This window comes from Sphingobium fuliginis (assembly GCF_004152845.1).
Taxonomy (GTDB): Bacteria; Pseudomonadota; Alphaproteobacteria; order Sphingomonadales; family Sphingomonadaceae; genus Sphingobium; species Sphingobium fuliginis.
In genome coordinates this window covers 1-15,495 of the sequence record NZ_SEON01000016.1, presented here as the reverse complement: position 1 = coordinate 15,495, position 15,495 = coordinate 1, and the positions used below count along the sequence as shown (strand labels likewise).

The following is a 15,495-nucleotide window of genomic DNA, read 5'->3' as shown; positions in this document are numbered from 1 at the left end:
TAACGGGGTTCTTTTTTGCACGCCGATCCACACTAAACGGTCAAAAAATCGTGATGCGGGTCAATCACTTGCCGGAGTTTGGCGGATGAGGGTCATTAAATCCACATTTTTCCCGATAAACAACCGCAATCTTGGCCGGCGTTTCTGGCTCGTCAATTGTCGCGGGGATATCAAAGGGTTCGCGGTTCACAATCTTGCGGAGCAGGCTACGCAAGATCTTGCCAGAACGGGTCTTGGGCAATTGCTCGACGACCAGCACCGCCTTCATCGCCGCGATCGCACCAAGCTCGCTACGCACGGCAAGGACAGAGCGCTCGGCTATGCCCTTATCTGCCGCAAAACCAATCTGCGGGGTGACGAAAGCAATCGGTACCATACCTTTGAGGTCATCGTCCGCACCGACGACGGCGCATTCAGCGACACCTGGTTGCCGCGACACGATCTCTTCCATTTGTCCGGTCGACAGCCGATGACCGGCGATGTTGATGATGTCGTCGGTTCGTCCCATGATGTGCATGAAGCCCTCACTGTCGCGAAAGCCTGCATCACCGGTTTCGTAGTATCCAGGGAACGTCTCGAAATTCCGGACAAACGTGGCGTTGTTGTTCCACAGCGAACGGAAAGTGCCGGGCGGCAGCGGGGTCTTGATCACAATATTGCCGCTTGCCTTGTCGGGCAGAGCAAATCCTTCGTCGTCGAGGATGGCGAACTGATATCCTGGCACCGGAAAGCCAGCGCTGCCAGGCTTGCGGCGCAAATCCCCCATCGCGAAGCACGAGGCGATGGCCGGCCAGCCCAGCTCGGTCTGCCACCAATGATCGATCACCGGCAAAATGCTTTCCCGCTCCAACCAGGCGATCGTTTCCGGGTCCGCGCGTTCGCCGGCCAGAAACACCGCACGGCACGCGCCGACGCCGATCTCCTTCAGGTACCGGGCATCGGGATCCTCCTTGCGGATCGCCCGAATCGCGGTCGGCGCGGTGAAGAAACTCTTGACTTTATGCCGCACGATGGTTCGCCAAAAGGTGCCGGGATCGGGTGTGCCGACGGGCTTGCCTTCGAACAGTACGGTCGTGGCCCCAACTAGCAGCGGGCCATAGACGATGTAGCTATGCCCCACCACCCAACCGACGTCCGAGGCTGCCCAAAACGTGTCCCCTGCCCCGATGCCGTAAATGTTGGCCATCGACCAGGCCAGGGCCACGGCGTGTCCGCCATTGTCGCGCACCACCCCTTTGGGCGTTCCGGTGGTGCCCGAGGTGTAGAGGATGTAGAGCGGCTCGCCGGAGGCGAGAGGAACGCACGGAGGCGCCGGCTGATCCGCGGTCCGGCGCTGCAGATCGTGCCAGTCAATGTCTCGGACGGGCATCAAGTCCGCGGTTAGCTGTTCGCGCTGGACCAGGACGACATGCTCGACCGAGTGGGCGGCAAGGACCAGCGCTTCGTCGACCAACGGCTTGTAGGCAATGGTGCGGCTGCCCTCGATTCCGCACGAAGCGGTGAGCACCAGTTTGGGGGTGGCATCGTCGATCCGCTTGGCCAGTTCGGGTGGGGCGAACCCGCCGAACACAACGGAATGGATCACACCGAGCCGCGCGCAAGCAAGCATCGCGAAAACCGTCTCGGGGATCATCGGCATGTAGAGTATTACCCGATCCCCCTTTTCCGCGCCGAGGCTCGCCAGCATCGCCGCCGTACGTTCGGTTTCGTACAGCAGTTCGCGGTAGGTGTAATGGCGGATGGTTCCGGTTACCGGGCTGTCATAGGCAAGCGCCAGCGCATCGCCGCGTCCGGCCTGGACATGCCGGTCGAGGCAATTGTGGCACGTGTTCAGCATGCCATCGGGAAACCAACCCATGCTTGGGTTATGGGCGCGCAGCGGGTTCGCGACCCAATCGATCGCCTTTGCGGCCTCGCTCCAGAATTGGTCTGGGCGGTCTGCGGCGTACCGCACCGCGTCCGCGTAAGCCACCGCCTCGGTATCTTCAATCATAATTCCCGCTCTCCCCTGTTTTCCGTCTGGCCTGCTGCTGCTCGGCGCGATACGAATATCGCGGCCAAGACAATGGCCGCTCCGACCATGTGATAGGTTTCAAGTCTCTCTCCCAACAGCAGCACCGCCAAGAAAACACCGAACACCGTGGGGAGATTCATGTAGACGCCGGCTCTTACTGAACCGATCAGGATTACCGCACGGTTGAAGAAGGCATAGGCAATCAGCGAAGGAAAGATGCCTACATAGAGCACCGCGCCAATCACTTCAATTTGTGGCTTGGCGACCCCGCCATCGGCCAGGCTCACCAGGTAAGGTACAGCCAGCGTTCCCATGCCGACCGCGAACAGCACAGCGAGCAGAGTGATGTGGTGTATGGCGGGCACCTTGCGCAAGAACGTCGCGTAGGCCGAGTACAGGAAGACCCCGGTCAGGGCGAGCAAGTCGCCATGGTTGAGTCCGCCAAGATGCAACGCGAAAGGCTGCCCTCTGGTCACGATCCAGACGACTCCGGTAAGAGACAGCGCCGCACTGGAAACCAGCAGCGGTCTGATCCGCTCCCCGAACAGAATGCTCGGCATGACCAAGGTCATGATCGGCATGGTCGATTGCAGCAGCAGGCTGTTGGTGGCTGTGGTGAGTTGCAGGCTCCAGTAAACGATGAAGGCGAACACCCCCACGCCGAACACGCCCAGCACCGCCAGCAGGCGCCAGGAATCGCGCAGGACCCGACGATCGGCCACGACGTGCCGCCAGGCAAAGGGCAGAACGAATAGCAACGCGACCACCCAACGCCAAAAGGCCAGCGCCAGAGGAGAAAGCAAGTCGCGCGCCGCCCGGCCCACGATGGGGTTCAGCGCCCAGAATAGCGAAGCGAGAGAAAGCAGCAAGACTGGTGAGCTCCATACGTAACGAAGGGCCTGCCGCCATCCAGAAGAACCATTGCCAGTACCCATCAGAACGAACGGTCCGTCACTCTCAATCCCACTTGCGTGGCATCGGCTTTTTGCATATCGTACATCGCATTGCCCTTAGTGTACGAATCTGCAGACGACAACCGCAGTTCGTGAAAACCGGAGAGAGCCATGAGCGGCGACACCACACTCGTAGACACAGTGAATGCCAGCCAATCCCGTAAGGTGTTTTGGGACAAAGATGTTTACGCTCTTGAAATAGAGCGGATTTTTTCACGCGCATGGCTGATGCTCGGCCACGAGTCGCTTGTGCCCAAGCCGGGCGATTTCATCACCACCTACATGGCCGAAGATAAGGTCATCCTCTCGCATCAAAGCGACGGGACCTTCCGCGCCTTCATCAACTCTTGCAGCCATCGCGGCAACCAGATCTGTCACGCCGACAGCGGAAATGCCAAGGCGTTCGTCTGCAACTATCATGGCTGGGTGTTCGGACAGGATGGATCGCTGGTCGATGTCCCGCTCGAATCGCGTTGCTACCACAACAGCCTCGATAAGGATGCGTTGGCGGCAAAGTCGGTTAGGGTCGAAACCTATAAGGGTTTCATTTTCGGTTGCCACGATCCCGAAGCGCCCAGCTTGGAGGACTATCTGGGTGAGTTCCGCTACTACCTCGATACCATCTGGGAGGGCGCCGGCGGCGGAATGGAATTGCTTGGCCCTCCGATGAAGAGCCTGCTCCAGTGCAACTGGAAGGTACCGACCGAGAACTTCATCGGCGACGGTTATCACGTCGGCTGGACACATGCCGCCGCGCTCGGCCAGATCGGCGGCGAGCTGGCAGGCCTTTCGGGCAATCGCGCGGACATTCCCTTCGACGATCTTGGGCTGCAGTTCACGACCCGTCATGGCCACGGCTTCGGGGTGATCGACAACGCAGCGGCCGCAATCCACGTCAAGCGCGAGGGCTGGACCAAATATCTCGAGGACACGCGCGGCGAAGTGCGCCGCAAGTTCGGCCCGGAGCGCGAACGGCTCTATATGGGGCATTGGAACTGCTCGATCTTCCCCAACTGCTCGTTCCTCTACGGGACCAACACCTTCAAGATTTGGCATCCGCGCGGACCGCATGAAATCGAGGTGTGGACCTATACCATGGTGCCGCGTGATGCCGATCCAGCTACCAAGAGCATGATACAGCGCGAAGCAATCCGCACCTTCGGCACCGCCGGAACGCTGGAAAGCGATGACGGCGAAAACATGTCTTCGGCAACCTACATGAACCGTGGCGTGATCACGCGCGATGGCAGAATGAACTCCACGATGGGTGCCGGCTACGAAGGACCGCATCCGGTCTATCCCGGTATCGTCGGAATCAGCTTCATCGGTGAAACCTCCTACCGGGGCTTCTACCGGTTCTGGAAGGAAATGATCGATGCCCCTGATTGGGCGAGCGTGAAAGCAAATGACGACACTTGGGATTCGGTCTTCCCGAACCGCAATTTCTGGACTGAAAAGCTCGACGCCGCCGAGTGACCGCAAACGCCGATACAAATATCGAGAATTACGGAGAGAACATGTCGTCCGAACAAGTACCGGTGACGCCGGATGTGCACTATGCCGTCGAGGCGCATTATCGCGCCGAGGTCAGACTTTTGCAGACCGGGCAATACCGGGAATGGCTGCACGGAATGGTCGCCGAAGACATCCATTACTGGATGCCGATCTACGAACAGCGCTTCGCAAGGGATCGGCGCCCGGACCCGACGCCGGACGATGCGGCAATCTACAACGACGATTTCGGAGAGCTCAAGCAGCGCGTCGAGCGGCTTTATTCAGGCCAGGTCTGGATGGAGGATCCGCCATCCAAGATCCGGTACTTCGTTTCGAATGTCGAAGCTTTCGAAGCCGGCAACGGTGAACTGGACGTCCTGTCGAACATCCTTGTCTACCGCAACCGCCGCCAGACCGAGGTCACGGTCCATACGTTGGGGCGCGAGGACAAGCTGCGCCGGGACGGCAATGGCTTCAAGGTCTTCCGGCGCAAACTGATCCTCGATGCGAGAGTCACGCAAGACAAGAATCTCTATTTCTTTTGCTGATAACGCGCGATTTGGCGCAAAACCGGGAGAAAATGCATGGAAGCCTACGCCGCGATCATCGAACGCCAAGGCGGGGAATTCGTCCTCGATAACGTATCGATTGAGGACCCCCGCGATGGTGAGGTGCTCGTAAAGGTTGCCGCGGCGGGCATGTGCCACACCGACCTGACTGTCCGCGACCAGTACTATCCGACCCCGCTGCCGGCTGTGCTCGGCCACGAGGGCGCGGGCGTTGTCGAAAAGGTCGGACGCGGCGTTTCCACTGTCAAGCCAGGTGACAAGGTGGTCCTGTCGTTCAGCTACTGCGGCACCTGCCCGTCATGCCTCAAGGGGCATCAGGCCTATTGCCCCAGCCTGTTCCCGCTCAATTTCATGGGCCGCAGGCTCGACGGATCGACCCCGATCACGCGCAACGGCGAGGACGTGAACGCCTGCTTCTTCGGCCAGTCCTCGTTCGCGACCTATTCGATCGCGAGCGAGAACAATTGCGTCAAGGTTGCCGACGACGCGCAGATCGAATTGCTCGGCCCGCTGGGCTGCGGCATCCAGACCGGGGCGGGCGTAGTCCTCAATTCGCTGCAGCCGGCTCCGGGTTCCTCGATCGCCATCTTCGGCGTCGGCTCTGTCGGTCTCAGCGCGCTGATGGCCGCCAAGTCGTCGGGCTGTCTCAAGATCATCGCGGTCGATCGCAATCCCGCCCGACTCGAAGTCGCGCGCGAACTCGGCGCAACCGATGTCATCGATGCCTCGACCACAAATGCCCAGGAAGCGATTGTCGCGATGACGGGCGGCGGCGCGGACTATGCGATTGATACGACCGCGATCCCGCAAGTCCTGCGTTCGGCGGTCGAAAGCACCCACAACATGGGGGAAACCGCAGTCGTGGGCGGCGCCAAGCTGGGCACCGAATTTTCGCTTGATATGAACAACATCCTGTTCGGTCGCAAGCTGCGCGGGGTAGTGGAAGGCTCCAGCACGCCGCAGGTGTTCATCCCGCAGCTGATCGCGATGCAGAAGGCCGGCCTGTTCCCATTCGAGAAGCTCTGCTCGTTCTACGATTTCGATCAGATCAACCAGGCTGTCGAAGACACCGAAAAAACCGGCAGCGCGATCAAGGCCATCCTCCGGATGTAAGGACCGTGTTCGCCAGCCGCCTTGCCGCCCGTGTGGCGGCAAGGCGCGGCATGCCCGGGGACATGTTTGGCAAGAGCGGCACATTCCGCGGGGAAACTAGCAGCAAATGAAAACCGTCTACACGTTCGGCCCCGGCATTGCCCATGATGACTCGCGCGCCCGCGACAAGGCGGTAGTGGGCGGCAAAGGCGCCAATCTCGGCGAGATGGCGCGGATCGGGTTGCCTGTCCCACCCGGCTTCACCATCACAACCGAAGAATGCCTTCATTTCCTGCGCGATCGCCACAGCCAGTCCGCGCGCCTCGATGGCGAAGTCAGGTCGGCGCTGACCCATATCGAGCGCACGGTGGGCAAGAGGTTCGGCGATCGGCACGATCCCTTGCTGGTATCGGTTCGTTCCGGCGCCCGGGTCTCGATGCCGGGCATGATGGACACGATCCTCAACCTGGGCCTCAACGACCAAACGGTGCGTGGCTTGGCTGCTTCGTCTGGCGACGAGCGGTTTGCCTGGGACAGCTATCGCCGCTTCGTCCAGATGTACGCAAGCGTTGTGCTCGGGATCGATCACGCGCGGTTCGAGGACGCGCTGGAAAAGGCCAAGGAAGATCGCGGCGTCTCGCAGGACGTGGACCTGAGCGCCACCGATCTTCGTGACTTGATCGGCGAGTTCTTCGGCATCGTCGAGGCCGAACGCGGCGCTCCCTTTCCGCAGGACGTCGACGAGCAGCTTGCTTCCGCAATCGCTGCTGTATTCGAATCCTGGGAATCCGATCGCGCCAAGGTCTATCGCCGCCTCAACGGCATCCCTGGCGAATGGGGAACGGCGGTCAACGTCCAGGCGATGGTATTCGGCAATCTGGGCGAAACCAGCGCGACGGGCGTCGCCTTCACCCGCAATCCGGCAACCGGGGACAAGGCCTATTACGGAGAATGGCTGGTCAACGCCCAGGGCGAGGATGTGGTCGCCGGGATCCGGACGCCGCAATATCTGACGCTCGCAGCCCGCACGGCCGCCGGTGCCAAGCTGCCGTCGATGGAAGAGGCGCTGCCCGCGGTCTTCACGGAGCTCGCCCGCCTGTTCGAGCTGCTCGAGCTGCACTATCAGGACATGCAGGACATCGAATTCACGGTCGAGCGCGGCAAGCTCTATATCCTGCAGACCCGCTCCGGAAAGCGCACGGCCAAAGCCGCGCTGAAGATCGCCGTCGATATGGTCGAGGAAGGCCTGATCGCCGAGGAAGCGGCGATCAGGCGGATCGATCCGGCCTCGCTCGATCAGCTTCTGCATCCCACGCTCGATCCCGACGCGCCACGGACCCTGCTGGGATCGGGGCTTCCGGCTTCGCCGGGGGCTGCATCGGGCGCGGTCGTGTTCGACGCCGATACGGCTGCGGTGCGCGCCGAACTGGGGGAAAACGTCATCCTGGTCCGGCAGGAAACTTCGCCGGACGACATCCATGGCATGCATGTCGCTCGCGGAATTCTGACTGCCAAGGGCGGCATGACCAGCCATGCGGCGGTCGTCGCGCGGGGCATGGGGCGCCCTTGCGTCTCGGGGGCGTCCAGCCTGTCGATCGATTACCAGGCGCGATCAGCGGAGATTGGTGGCGTGCACATCGCCGAAGGTGACCTGATCACTATCGATGGCAGCACCGGCGAGATTTTCCAGGGCGCCCTGCCAACCGTGATGCCTGAGCTTGACCGCGAATTTGCGACGGTGATGGCCTGGGCCGATCGGCATCGCCGCATGAATGTGCGCACCAATGCCGAAACCCCGGCGGATTGCGAAGTCGCCCGCCAGTTCGGGGCGGAAGGCATCGGCCTATGCCGCACCGAACACATGTTCTTCGACGGCGAACGCATCAACTTTATGCGCCAGATGATCCTGGCCACGAACGGGACAGAGCGGCTCGTCGCGCTCGATCGGTTGTTGCCCGAACAGCGTAGCGATTTCGTCCGGATTTTCGAGATCATGCAGGGGCTTCCCGTCACGGTGCGGCTGCTCGATCCCCCACTCCATGAGTTTCTCCCCCATTCCGAATCGGAATTCACCGAGCTGTCCGCCGCGGTCGGCATAGGCGTGGATCAGCTCAGACGCCGGGCCGAGGAACTGGCCGAGTCCAATCCGATGCTCGGCCACCGGGGTTGTCGCCTGGGCGTGGTCTATCCGGAAATCTACGAGATGCAGGTCCGCGCAATCTTCGAAGCGGCCTGCGCTGTGAGCCGGGAGACCGGCCAACCGGTCGTGCCGGAAATCATGATCCCCCTCGTCGGCACGGCCCGCGAACTCGACATGCTCAAGCAGACTGTGATCGGGGTGTCGGAAGCGGTCTTCGCGGAGCAGGGATTGACGGTCGAATTCACCGTCGGGACCATGATCGAATTGCCCCGCGCCGCGCTGGTGGCGGACGAAATCGCCGCGGTTGGCGAGTTCTTCTCGTTCGGCACCAACGATCTTACCCAGACCACGCTGGGAATCAGCCGGGACGATGCCGGACGGTTTCTTGGCAGCTACATCGACAAGGGCATCTATGCCAAGGATCCGTTCGTCAGCATCGATGTCGACGGGGTCGGCAAGCTGATTGAGATGGCCGCCCGGCTGGGCCGTGAGACGCGCGCCGACATCAAGCTGGGGATCTGCGGTGAACACGGTGGCGATCCGGCCTCGATCGCTTTCTGCGACCGGGTCGGCCTCGATTATGTCAGCGCCTCTCCGTTCCGCGTTCCGATCGCGCGCCTTGCCGCTGCCCAATCGGCGCTGGCCGCAACCTAGCTCGGCACATTGCCAACAAGTCAACCAGACAAAGGGTGAAGGAATACTAACATGGACTACGATCGCAAAGACGCCAAGAAGTGGGCCACCGAGACAGTCCGGGGATTCTACCAGTGCCCGATCACCCCGATGACCGCCGACCACAAGTTTGATATCGACGGGATCCGCTACAACATCGACAAATACGTCGAAATGGGCCTTGATGGCCTGGTTGTCGGCGGCTTCATTGCCGAATGCTGGAACGTCACTCCGTCCGAATGGATGCGCTTTCACGAGATCGTCGCCGATGCCAACGCCGGGCGGCTCGACCTGTGGACGATCATCCTCGACCCGTCGGTCCACCTCGCGCTCGAAAAGATGCAGTTCGTCGAGAAGCTGGGTTTCAACGGCGCCGAGGTCATCAATCCCGTCGTCCAGCTTCGCACTGACGACGAGATTTTCGCCTGGTTCAAGTATCTGACCGATCGCAGCAACATGGCGGTCTGCCTCTACCGCACGCCGGTTTCGGGCACGGTGCTGAGCTGGAACCTGATGCGCCGCCTGGCCGATCTCGAGACCGTGATCGGGGTCAAGCAGGGTGCGCTTAACCGCGCCGAGACGATCAAGATCCGCAGCCTGATGCCCGAAGGCTTCAACACCATGGAGCCGTTCGAATATTTCTTCCTCGAAGACCTCCGGCTGGGCGGGACGGTGTGCTGGGGCGAACTGTCGTTCATGCTCTATGGCAAAAAGCGCCACCTCGCGCGCGACTATATCAACCTCGCCAACCAGGGCAAATGGGAAGAGGCCCGCACCAAGTGGGAAGGCCTGCACGATGTCCGCGAATATTACCATGACCAGTTTGTCTGGGATATTGCGCGCACCGCGACCTATGCTTCGGCACTGGCGAACATCAAGGCGTGGTATGAGGCGATCGGCCTCAAGGCCGGCCCGATCCTGCCGCCGGTTGCCGACGTGACCCCGCAGAAGAAGGAAGAGATCAGAGCCAAGCTCATCGAGCTCGGCATCGCCTGATCGAACGCGGGACATCGGCAATGACGAAACAATTGCATTTCTGCATCCACGGCGCAGGCGGTCTTGGTTCCGTTGTCGGCGGCTTCCTGGCCCGCGGCGGACACAAGGTAACGCTGATTGCGCGCAAACCCCATGTCGAGGCAATCCGTCAGGGCGGTCTGCAAATCGAAGGGGTGCGTGCACAGTTCGTGCAGCGCGACAACCTGTTCGCGGTCGAGACCCCGGCTGAGGTCGAGGACGCGATCGACTATTACATCTTGCTGACCAAGGCGAAGGGCACCGATCAGGCGCTGGCCGATGCGACAGTGCTGGTTGACCGGACAGCCTGCGCCCTCACCTTGCAGAACGGGGTTGGCAAGGAAGGCCGGCTGCAGGCCGCGTTCGGCAAGGACAAGGTGATCGGCGGGTCGATCATGGACGGCGCAACCCTGCTCGAACCCGGCCGCGCGCTCAACCACATGGCCGTCCCGGTAACCGCCTATTTCGGTGAACTGGGAGGCGGGGAAAGCGATCGCACCCGGACCATGGCCGAGGCGCTCGACTCAGCCGGGATGGGGTCCCGCTCGACTGCCGACATCACCCATGTCCATTGGGAAAAACTGGTCCAGGTCGGAAGTGCTTCATCGTGGAGCGCCAGCACCCTGGGCGGCATCAAAGAGCTCGATTTCATCGACGGTGTGGCGGTACGCGAAGGCGCGGCCCAGTATGTCCTGATCGTCAAGGACCTGCTGGCGATCTACAATGCGCTGGGGTACGAACCGCAAAATTTCTTCGCGCCCGTCTCACGGCTCGTCGAGATCAACGGAGAAAGCTTCGACGAAGCGCTCGCCGGGGTGATGGCCATGGTCGGCCGGTTCAAGCCGGAGAATCGCCCGGTGCGGACCTCGATGCACGATGACCTGGTGGCAGGACGGCGCATGGAGGTCGACGAAATTCTGGGACCGCTCGCCGAGGCCGCCGAACGCCTCGGCGTCGATGCGCCGACATTCCTGGGGGCTTACCGGGTCCTCAAGACCCTGAACACCTACCTTTGACCTTTCGGCACGGGAAGCCCGCTTGAACCGCTATACCATAGCCAATATTCCCGGCGACGGCATCGGCCGCGAGGTTCTGCCCGCCGGGGTGCAGGTCTTGTCGGCGGTCGCGCAGCGATGCGGCTTCGCGCTCGAGTTTCGCGACTTCGACTGGAGCTGCGAAACCTATCTCGCCACCGGGAAAATGATGCCCGATGACGGGCTCACCCGGCTTGCCGATCATGACGCAATCTTCCTTGGCGCGGTCGGTTACCCGGGGGTGCCCGATCACGTCTCGCTGTGGGGCCTGCTGCTGCCGATCCGGCGCGAATTCGATCAATATGTCAATCTCCGACCGGTGCGGTTGCTGCCCGGCATTCGCTCGCCGCTGCGCGACAAGAGCACCGGCGATATCGACTTCTGGGTGGTGCGGGAAAATTCGGAAGGCGAATATTCCCAGATCGGCGGCCGCACCGGCACCGGCGAGGATGAAATCGTCATCCAGCAGGCAGTATTCACCCGCCGCGGCACCGACCGGATCCTGCGTTACGCCTTCGATTTCGCGCGCAAGCTTGGCCGGCCGCATGTCACCTCGGCCACCAAGTCGAACGGGCTCTACCATTCGATGCCGTTCTGGGACGAGCGTTTCGCGGCGATCGGCGCGGAATATCCCGGGATCGCCACCGACCAGTACCATATCGACATTCTGGCCGCCCGCTTCGTGATGTCACCCGAACGGTTCGACGTGGTGGTCGGATCCAATCTGTTCGGCGACATCCTGTCCGATCTCGGTCCCGGCGTAACCGGGACGATAGCGGTCGCGCCGTCGGCCAATCTCAATCCGTCGCGGCGCTATCCGTCGATGTTCGAACCGGTGCACGGATCGGCTCCGGACATTGCCGGCCAGGGCATTGCCAATCCGATCGGCCAGATCTGGTCGGGGGCGATGATGCTCGACCATCTGGGAGAAGCGGAAGCCGCAGCGATGGTGCTGGCCGCGATCGAAGCGGTCCTGCGCGATCCGCAAGCAGTCCTGACCCCCGATCTGGGCGGCAACGGCAGTACAGCGGTCCTGACCCGCCAAATATTGGAAAAGCTGCAGGGAAGGTGATCCCCGGCAGTCTTCGCGAGCCTGAAGGAACAAAACGCATGAGCCTGCAACGTCAGCTTCACCTCGGCGCGTTCATGCGGCCGGTCAGCATCCATACCGGCGCCTGGCGCTACCCCGGGGCAATCCCGGATGCGAATTTCAACTTCGCCGCGATCCGGCAATTCGCGCGCAAGCTGGAAGCAGGCAAGTTCGACGCCTTTTTCATGGCTGATCATCTCGGGGTCCTGAACATGCCGGTCGAGGCGCTGCGGCGCAGCCACACCGTCACCTCGTTCGAACCCTTCACCCTGCTGTCGGCGCTGGCTGGCGCCACCGAACGGATCGGGCTGGTCGCCACTGCCTCCACCACCTTCGACGAACCCTTTCACGTCGCGCGCCGCTTTGCCTCGCTCGATCACCTCAGCGGCGGGCGGGCCGGCTGGAACGTCGTCACCACGTCCAACCCCGAGAGCGCCAAGAATTTCGGGTTCGAGGTGCAGCCCGATCATTCCGGCCGCTACGGGCGCGCCCGCGAATTCTACGACGTCGTGACTGGCCTGTGGGACAGCTTCGCGGAAGACGCCTTCGTCTGCGATGCGGAAAGCGGCATCTATTTCAATCCCGCGCGGATGCACGTGCTCGATCACAAGGGCCCGCATTTCTCCGTTCGCGGGCCGCTCAACATTGCCCGCCCTCCGCAAGGCTGGCCGGTCATCTTCCAGGCCGGTGCGTCGGATCCTGGACGCCAACTTGCCGCCGAAACCGCCGAAGTCGTCTTTGCCGCCGGTTCGAATCTTGCCGCCGCCAAGAGCTTTTATTCCGATGTGAAAGGGCGGATGATCCCGATCGGACGCAATCCCGATCATCTCAAGATCCTGCCCGCCGCGCTCGTCGTTGTCGGCGACACGGTCGAGCAGGCCAAGGCCAAGCGCGCTCACCTGGACAGCCTGGTTCACTATGAAAGCGGGATTCACTCGCTGTGCGGCATGCTCGATCACGATGTTTCGGGGTTCGACCCCGATGGCCCCCTCCCCGAAATACCCGATACCAACGCCAGCAAGACCTCTCGTGAAATGCTGGTCACGCAAGCCCGACAGTACAACCTCACCATCCGCCAGCTCGCCGCGAAAGCCGGCAGCTATGCCGGGCTCGCCTTCGTCGGCACTCCGGCTTCGATCGCCGACGAGATGGAGCAATGGCTGGAGGAGCGCGGTTCGGACGGGTTCGTCGTGATGTTCCCCTATCTGCCGGAGGGGCTCGACGATTTCGTCGATCGGGTCGTGCCCGAATTGCAGCGCCGGGGCATTTTCCGCAAGGACTACCAAGGCACGACCCTGCGCGATCATTTCGGGTTGCCGCGCCCCGGCAATCGATTTTTTTGACGCGGCGAACCGAAAGCCGCAGACCAGACCGCTAACGACACGGAGGGAACAACCATGGCCGCCTATTTCATCGCTTCCGTCACCTCGCACGACGATGGCTGGGTTGCGGACTACCAAGCCAATGTTCCGCCGATGGTTGCGCGGTTCGGCGGCGAACTGATCTGCCGCTCCAACCAGTTCGAACGCTTCGAAGGCGAAGGCGCGGCGCCGCACTATACGGTGATCATCCGCTTCCCTGCGATGGCGGATGTCCAAGCGTTCATGGCCTGCCCCGACTATGCGCCGTTCAAGGTTGCACGGATCGCCGGCGCAACGTCCGACATTTTCGCGGTCGCCGACTGACCGGCGCAGCCTTTGGAGATCGAACCATGCAAAGCCTGCGCATCTTCTTCATCGCCAGCGGAATCTGGTACCTGTGCAATCTGGTCCTGCTCTGGCCGCCGGTCTATGCAGGGGCCCTGTCCCTGATCTATCCGGGAATCGATCTGGGCCAGGGCCAGCCGGTGTTCGATCTGCTGCTCGATGCCTGGCTGATCGTCGGGATACAGCTGGCCGCGATCGGTATCGTCGCCCTGTGGGGCGCGCGGCAGCCGTGGAAATACATCGCGCTGGTCCCGGTGATCGTGCTAACCGAAGCGGTCGGCGCGGCATGGGACATCTACAGCCTGTTGTGCAGCGGCGAGGCGGAATGGGTCGTCTTCACAACGCTGGCGGCTCATGCTGTGATCGTACTCGGAGCCTGGTACACCTGGACTGCGGCGCACCGGGAAAAGGCGCAACAAGGCGCAGTGACCTCATAGGTTGAAAAACGGCCAAGGCGAAGAACGGACGCGGAACGTTATGGAGTTCGCGCGGCGTCTTTGACGGCGAAGTTGTTGACGATGCGACTGATGGTGGCGCGATGGACGCGGAAGAGGCGGGCGATATCGGCTGTCGATCTGCCAGCGGTGAGCATGGTGATGACCTCGGTCTGTTGGTGGGGCGAGAGCTTGGGTTGTCGGCCGCCACTGCGCCCCTGGGCACGCGCCGAGCGCAGGCCAGCCTGCGTTCGTTCGCGCACCATGGCGCGCTCGAACTCGGCGAACGAGCCCAGCATTTGCATCATCATGCGACCGGATGCCGTTGTGCTGTCGATATTTTCGGTCAGCGAGCGGAATCCGGCGCCGGCCTTTTCGACGCGGTCGAGGATAAGCAGCAGATCTTTCAGCGACCGCGACAGCCGGTCAAGTTTCCAGGCTGCGAGAACATCACCGGGCTCGAGACGGTCGAGCAGTCGGTGGAGTTCCGGTCGATCCCAGCGGCCGCCCGAGGCATGTTCTTCGTAGACCCGGGTGCAGCCCGCGGCTTCGAGTGCTTCGATCTGCGGGGCGGTATCCTGGTCTTCGGCCTTGGACACGCGAGCATAGCCAGCAGCTTGGGTGATGCTGCATTTATCTGTTGCTTTTGCATGTCGTTTGGCAACAGCTTTGTGCGACGAATAGCGCGTTGTTTTTGCTGGACCGGTCTGGATGCTGCGCAAACGACCGTTTGCGCGCGTTCGTTCCTCATGACTGGCATCCGCGATGTCGCGGCTTCAGCCCCGTGCTTCTTTCGGCCAGCCAGTCGATGGCGCCCGGGATGGCACGCCAGGCGGCGCCGTTTTCCTCGACATAAGCGGTCGCCTCATCCTCTCCGCCCATACTGATGTAGCCGTCGCGAGAAGGAACGAGGCGTTTGAGGCCGGCCAACATGGCAGGCACATGCGAGTTGCTCTCCCAGGCTTCCCGGACAATCGCCGGACCGCGCGGGTCCTGTTCGCGATAGGCTATCAGCGCCAGCGTGTAGGCCCAGGCGGCACTTCCATCTCCTTCATACTGGCGCAGTAGCACCTTCAGCCCAGCGAGATCGTCGCGCTGGAGCAAGGCGCTTGCCAGCAGGTAGCGGATGCCCTGATTGTCATTGGGATTGAGGATCAGCATCGCGCGATAATGGTCGATCGCCGCCTGCTGCTCGCCCGTGAGCCATAATGTCATCGCCAGTCCTGCTCGCGCCCGCATATAGGGTCTGGTCTGTCAATCGGCGTGCAAACGGGACCCCCGAT

General features: G+C 61.9%; 14 protein-coding genes. 10 read left to right on the top strand and 4 right to left on the bottom strand.

Annotation, left to right across the window (positions count from 1 at the left end; translation table 11 throughout):
• Positions 1-64: 64 nt before the first annotated feature.
• Together EWH10_RS21505 and EWH10_RS21500 are read right to left on the bottom strand one after the other, a co-directional pair.
• Positions 65-1,993 carry an AMP-binding protein gene (locus EWH10_RS21505; RefSeq protein ID WP_130030190.1) on the bottom strand — a complete coding sequence of 643 codons (1,929 nt, stop codon included), beginning with the start codon at positions 1,991-1,993 and terminating at the stop codon, positions 65-67.
• The gene (locus EWH10_RS21500) at positions 1,990-2,883 is read right to left on the bottom strand and encodes a DMT family transporter (protein ID WP_229742782.1); all 894 of its coding nucleotides are present in this window, start codon (positions 2,881-2,883) and stop codon (positions 1,990-1,992) included. The genes EWH10_RS21505 and EWH10_RS21500 overlap by 4 nt, the downstream gene beginning before the upstream one ends.
• 195 nt (positions 2,884-3,078) lie before the next feature.
• Here EWH10_RS21500 and EWH10_RS21495 point away from each other — a divergent pair, with 195 nt between their 5' ends.
• The 10 genes from EWH10_RS21495 to EWH10_RS21450 all read left to right on the top strand — a co-directional run bounded on the left by EWH10_RS21495 (position 3,079) and on the right by EWH10_RS21450 (position 14,215).
• Positions 3,079-4,443: an aromatic ring-hydroxylating dioxygenase subunit alpha gene (locus EWH10_RS21495; protein WP_130030188.1), complete on the top strand. Its 1,365-nt coding sequence runs from the start codon at positions 3,079-3,081 to the stop codon at positions 4,441-4,443.
• A gap of 41 nt (positions 4,444-4,484) precedes the next feature.
• A complete protein-coding gene (locus EWH10_RS21490; RefSeq protein WP_130030187.1) occupies positions 4,485-5,009 on the top strand; it encodes an aromatic-ring-hydroxylating dioxygenase subunit beta in 525 nt (174 codons plus the stop codon).
• A gap of 36 nt (positions 5,010-5,045) precedes the next feature.
• Positions 5,046-6,143, top strand: a complete 1,098-nt coding sequence (locus tag EWH10_RS21485; protein ID WP_130030186.1) for an NAD(P)-dependent alcohol dehydrogenase — start codon at positions 5,046-5,048, stop codon at positions 6,141-6,143.
• Between the two features lie 106 nt (positions 6,144-6,249).
• Positions 6,250-8,916 (top strand): pyruvate, phosphate dikinase, encoded by a 2,667-nt coding sequence (gene ppdK / locus EWH10_RS21480; protein WP_130030185.1) that lies wholly within the window; start codon positions 6,250-6,252, stop codon positions 8,914-8,916.
• Between the two features lie 51 nt (positions 8,917-8,967).
• A complete protein-coding gene (locus tag EWH10_RS21475; RefSeq protein WP_013834071.1) occupies positions 8,968-9,930 on the top strand; it encodes a dihydrodipicolinate synthase family protein in 963 nt (320 codons plus the stop codon).
• A 20-nt stretch (positions 9,931-9,950) separates the two neighbouring features.
• Positions 9,951-10,964: a ketopantoate reductase family protein gene (locus EWH10_RS21470; protein WP_013834072.1), complete on the top strand. Its 1,014-nt coding sequence runs from the start codon at positions 9,951-9,953 to the stop codon at positions 10,962-10,964.
• Positions 10,965-10,986: 22 nt separating this feature from the next.
• Positions 10,987-12,054 carry a tartrate dehydrogenase gene (locus tag EWH10_RS21465; protein WP_013834073.1) on the top strand — a complete coding sequence of 356 codons (1,068 nt, stop codon included), beginning with the start codon at positions 10,987-10,989 and terminating at the stop codon, positions 12,052-12,054.
• A gap of 38 nt (positions 12,055-12,092) precedes the next feature.
• Complete coding sequence (locus EWH10_RS21460) at positions 12,093-13,415, top strand: LLM class flavin-dependent oxidoreductase (RefSeq protein ID WP_025551204.1); 1,323 nt, start codon at positions 12,093-12,095, stop codon at positions 13,413-13,415.
• A gap of 54 nt (positions 13,416-13,469) precedes the next feature.
• Positions 13,470-13,757 (top strand): DUF1330 domain-containing protein, encoded by a 288-nt coding sequence (locus EWH10_RS21455; protein ID WP_013834075.1) that lies wholly within the window; start codon positions 13,470-13,472, stop codon positions 13,755-13,757.
• 26 nt (positions 13,758-13,783) lie between these two features.
• Positions 13,784-14,215: a BphX family protein gene (locus EWH10_RS21450; protein WP_025551201.1), complete on the top strand. Its 432-nt coding sequence runs from the start codon at positions 13,784-13,786 to the stop codon at positions 14,213-14,215.
• A 38-nt stretch (positions 14,216-14,253) separates the two neighbouring features.
• On the opposite strand, the gene EWH10_RS21445 is transcribed toward EWH10_RS21450, so the two are convergent.
• On the bottom strand, positions 14,254-14,934 hold the full coding sequence (locus EWH10_RS21445; protein WP_025551199.1) for a recombinase family protein: 681 nt from the start codon (positions 14,932-14,934) through the stop codon (positions 14,254-14,256).
• A gap of 25 nt (positions 14,935-14,959) precedes the next feature.
• Complete coding sequence (locus EWH10_RS21440) at positions 14,960-15,427, bottom strand: hypothetical protein (RefSeq protein WP_052816769.1); 468 nt, start codon at positions 15,425-15,427, stop codon at positions 14,960-14,962.
• Positions 15,428-15,495: the final 68 nt, after the last annotated feature.

Excerpts from the sequence above, each read along its gene's own strand:
- EWH10_RS21460 (WP_025551204.1), top strand. The coding sequence starts at position 12,093 with ATGAGCCTGCAACGTCAGCTTCACCTCGGCGCGTTCATGCGGCCGGTC.
- ppdK (WP_130030185.1), top strand. The coding sequence starts at position 6,250 with ATGAAAACCGTCTACACGTTCGGCCCCGGCATTGCCCATGATGACTCG.
- EWH10_RS21490 (WP_130030187.1), top strand. The coding sequence starts at position 4,485 with ATGTCGTCCGAACAAGTACCGGTGACGCCGGATGTGCACTATGCCGTC.
- EWH10_RS21440 (WP_052816769.1), bottom strand. The coding sequence starts at position 15,427 with ATGACATTATGGCTCACGGGCGAGCAGCAGGCGGCGATCGACCATTAT.
- EWH10_RS21485 (WP_130030186.1), top strand. The coding sequence starts at position 5,046 with ATGGAAGCCTACGCCGCGATCATCGAACGCCAAGGCGGGGAATTCGTC.
- EWH10_RS21455 (WP_013834075.1), top strand. The coding sequence starts at position 13,470 with ATGGCCGCCTATTTCATCGCTTCCGTCACCTCGCACGACGATGGCTGG.
- EWH10_RS21475 (WP_013834071.1), top strand. The coding sequence starts at position 8,968 with ATGGACTACGATCGCAAAGACGCCAAGAAGTGGGCCACCGAGACAGTC.
- EWH10_RS21470 (WP_013834072.1), top strand. The coding sequence starts at position 9,951 with ATGACGAAACAATTGCATTTCTGCATCCACGGCGCAGGCGGTCTTGGT.
- EWH10_RS21505 (WP_130030190.1), bottom strand. The coding sequence starts at position 1,993 with ATGATTGAAGATACCGAGGCGGTGGCTTACGCGGACGCGGTGCGGTAC.
- EWH10_RS21450 (WP_025551201.1), top strand. The coding sequence starts at position 13,784 with ATGCAAAGCCTGCGCATCTTCTTCATCGCCAGCGGAATCTGGTACCTG.
- EWH10_RS21495 (WP_130030188.1), top strand. The coding sequence starts at position 3,079 with ATGAGCGGCGACACCACACTCGTAGACACAGTGAATGCCAGCCAATCC.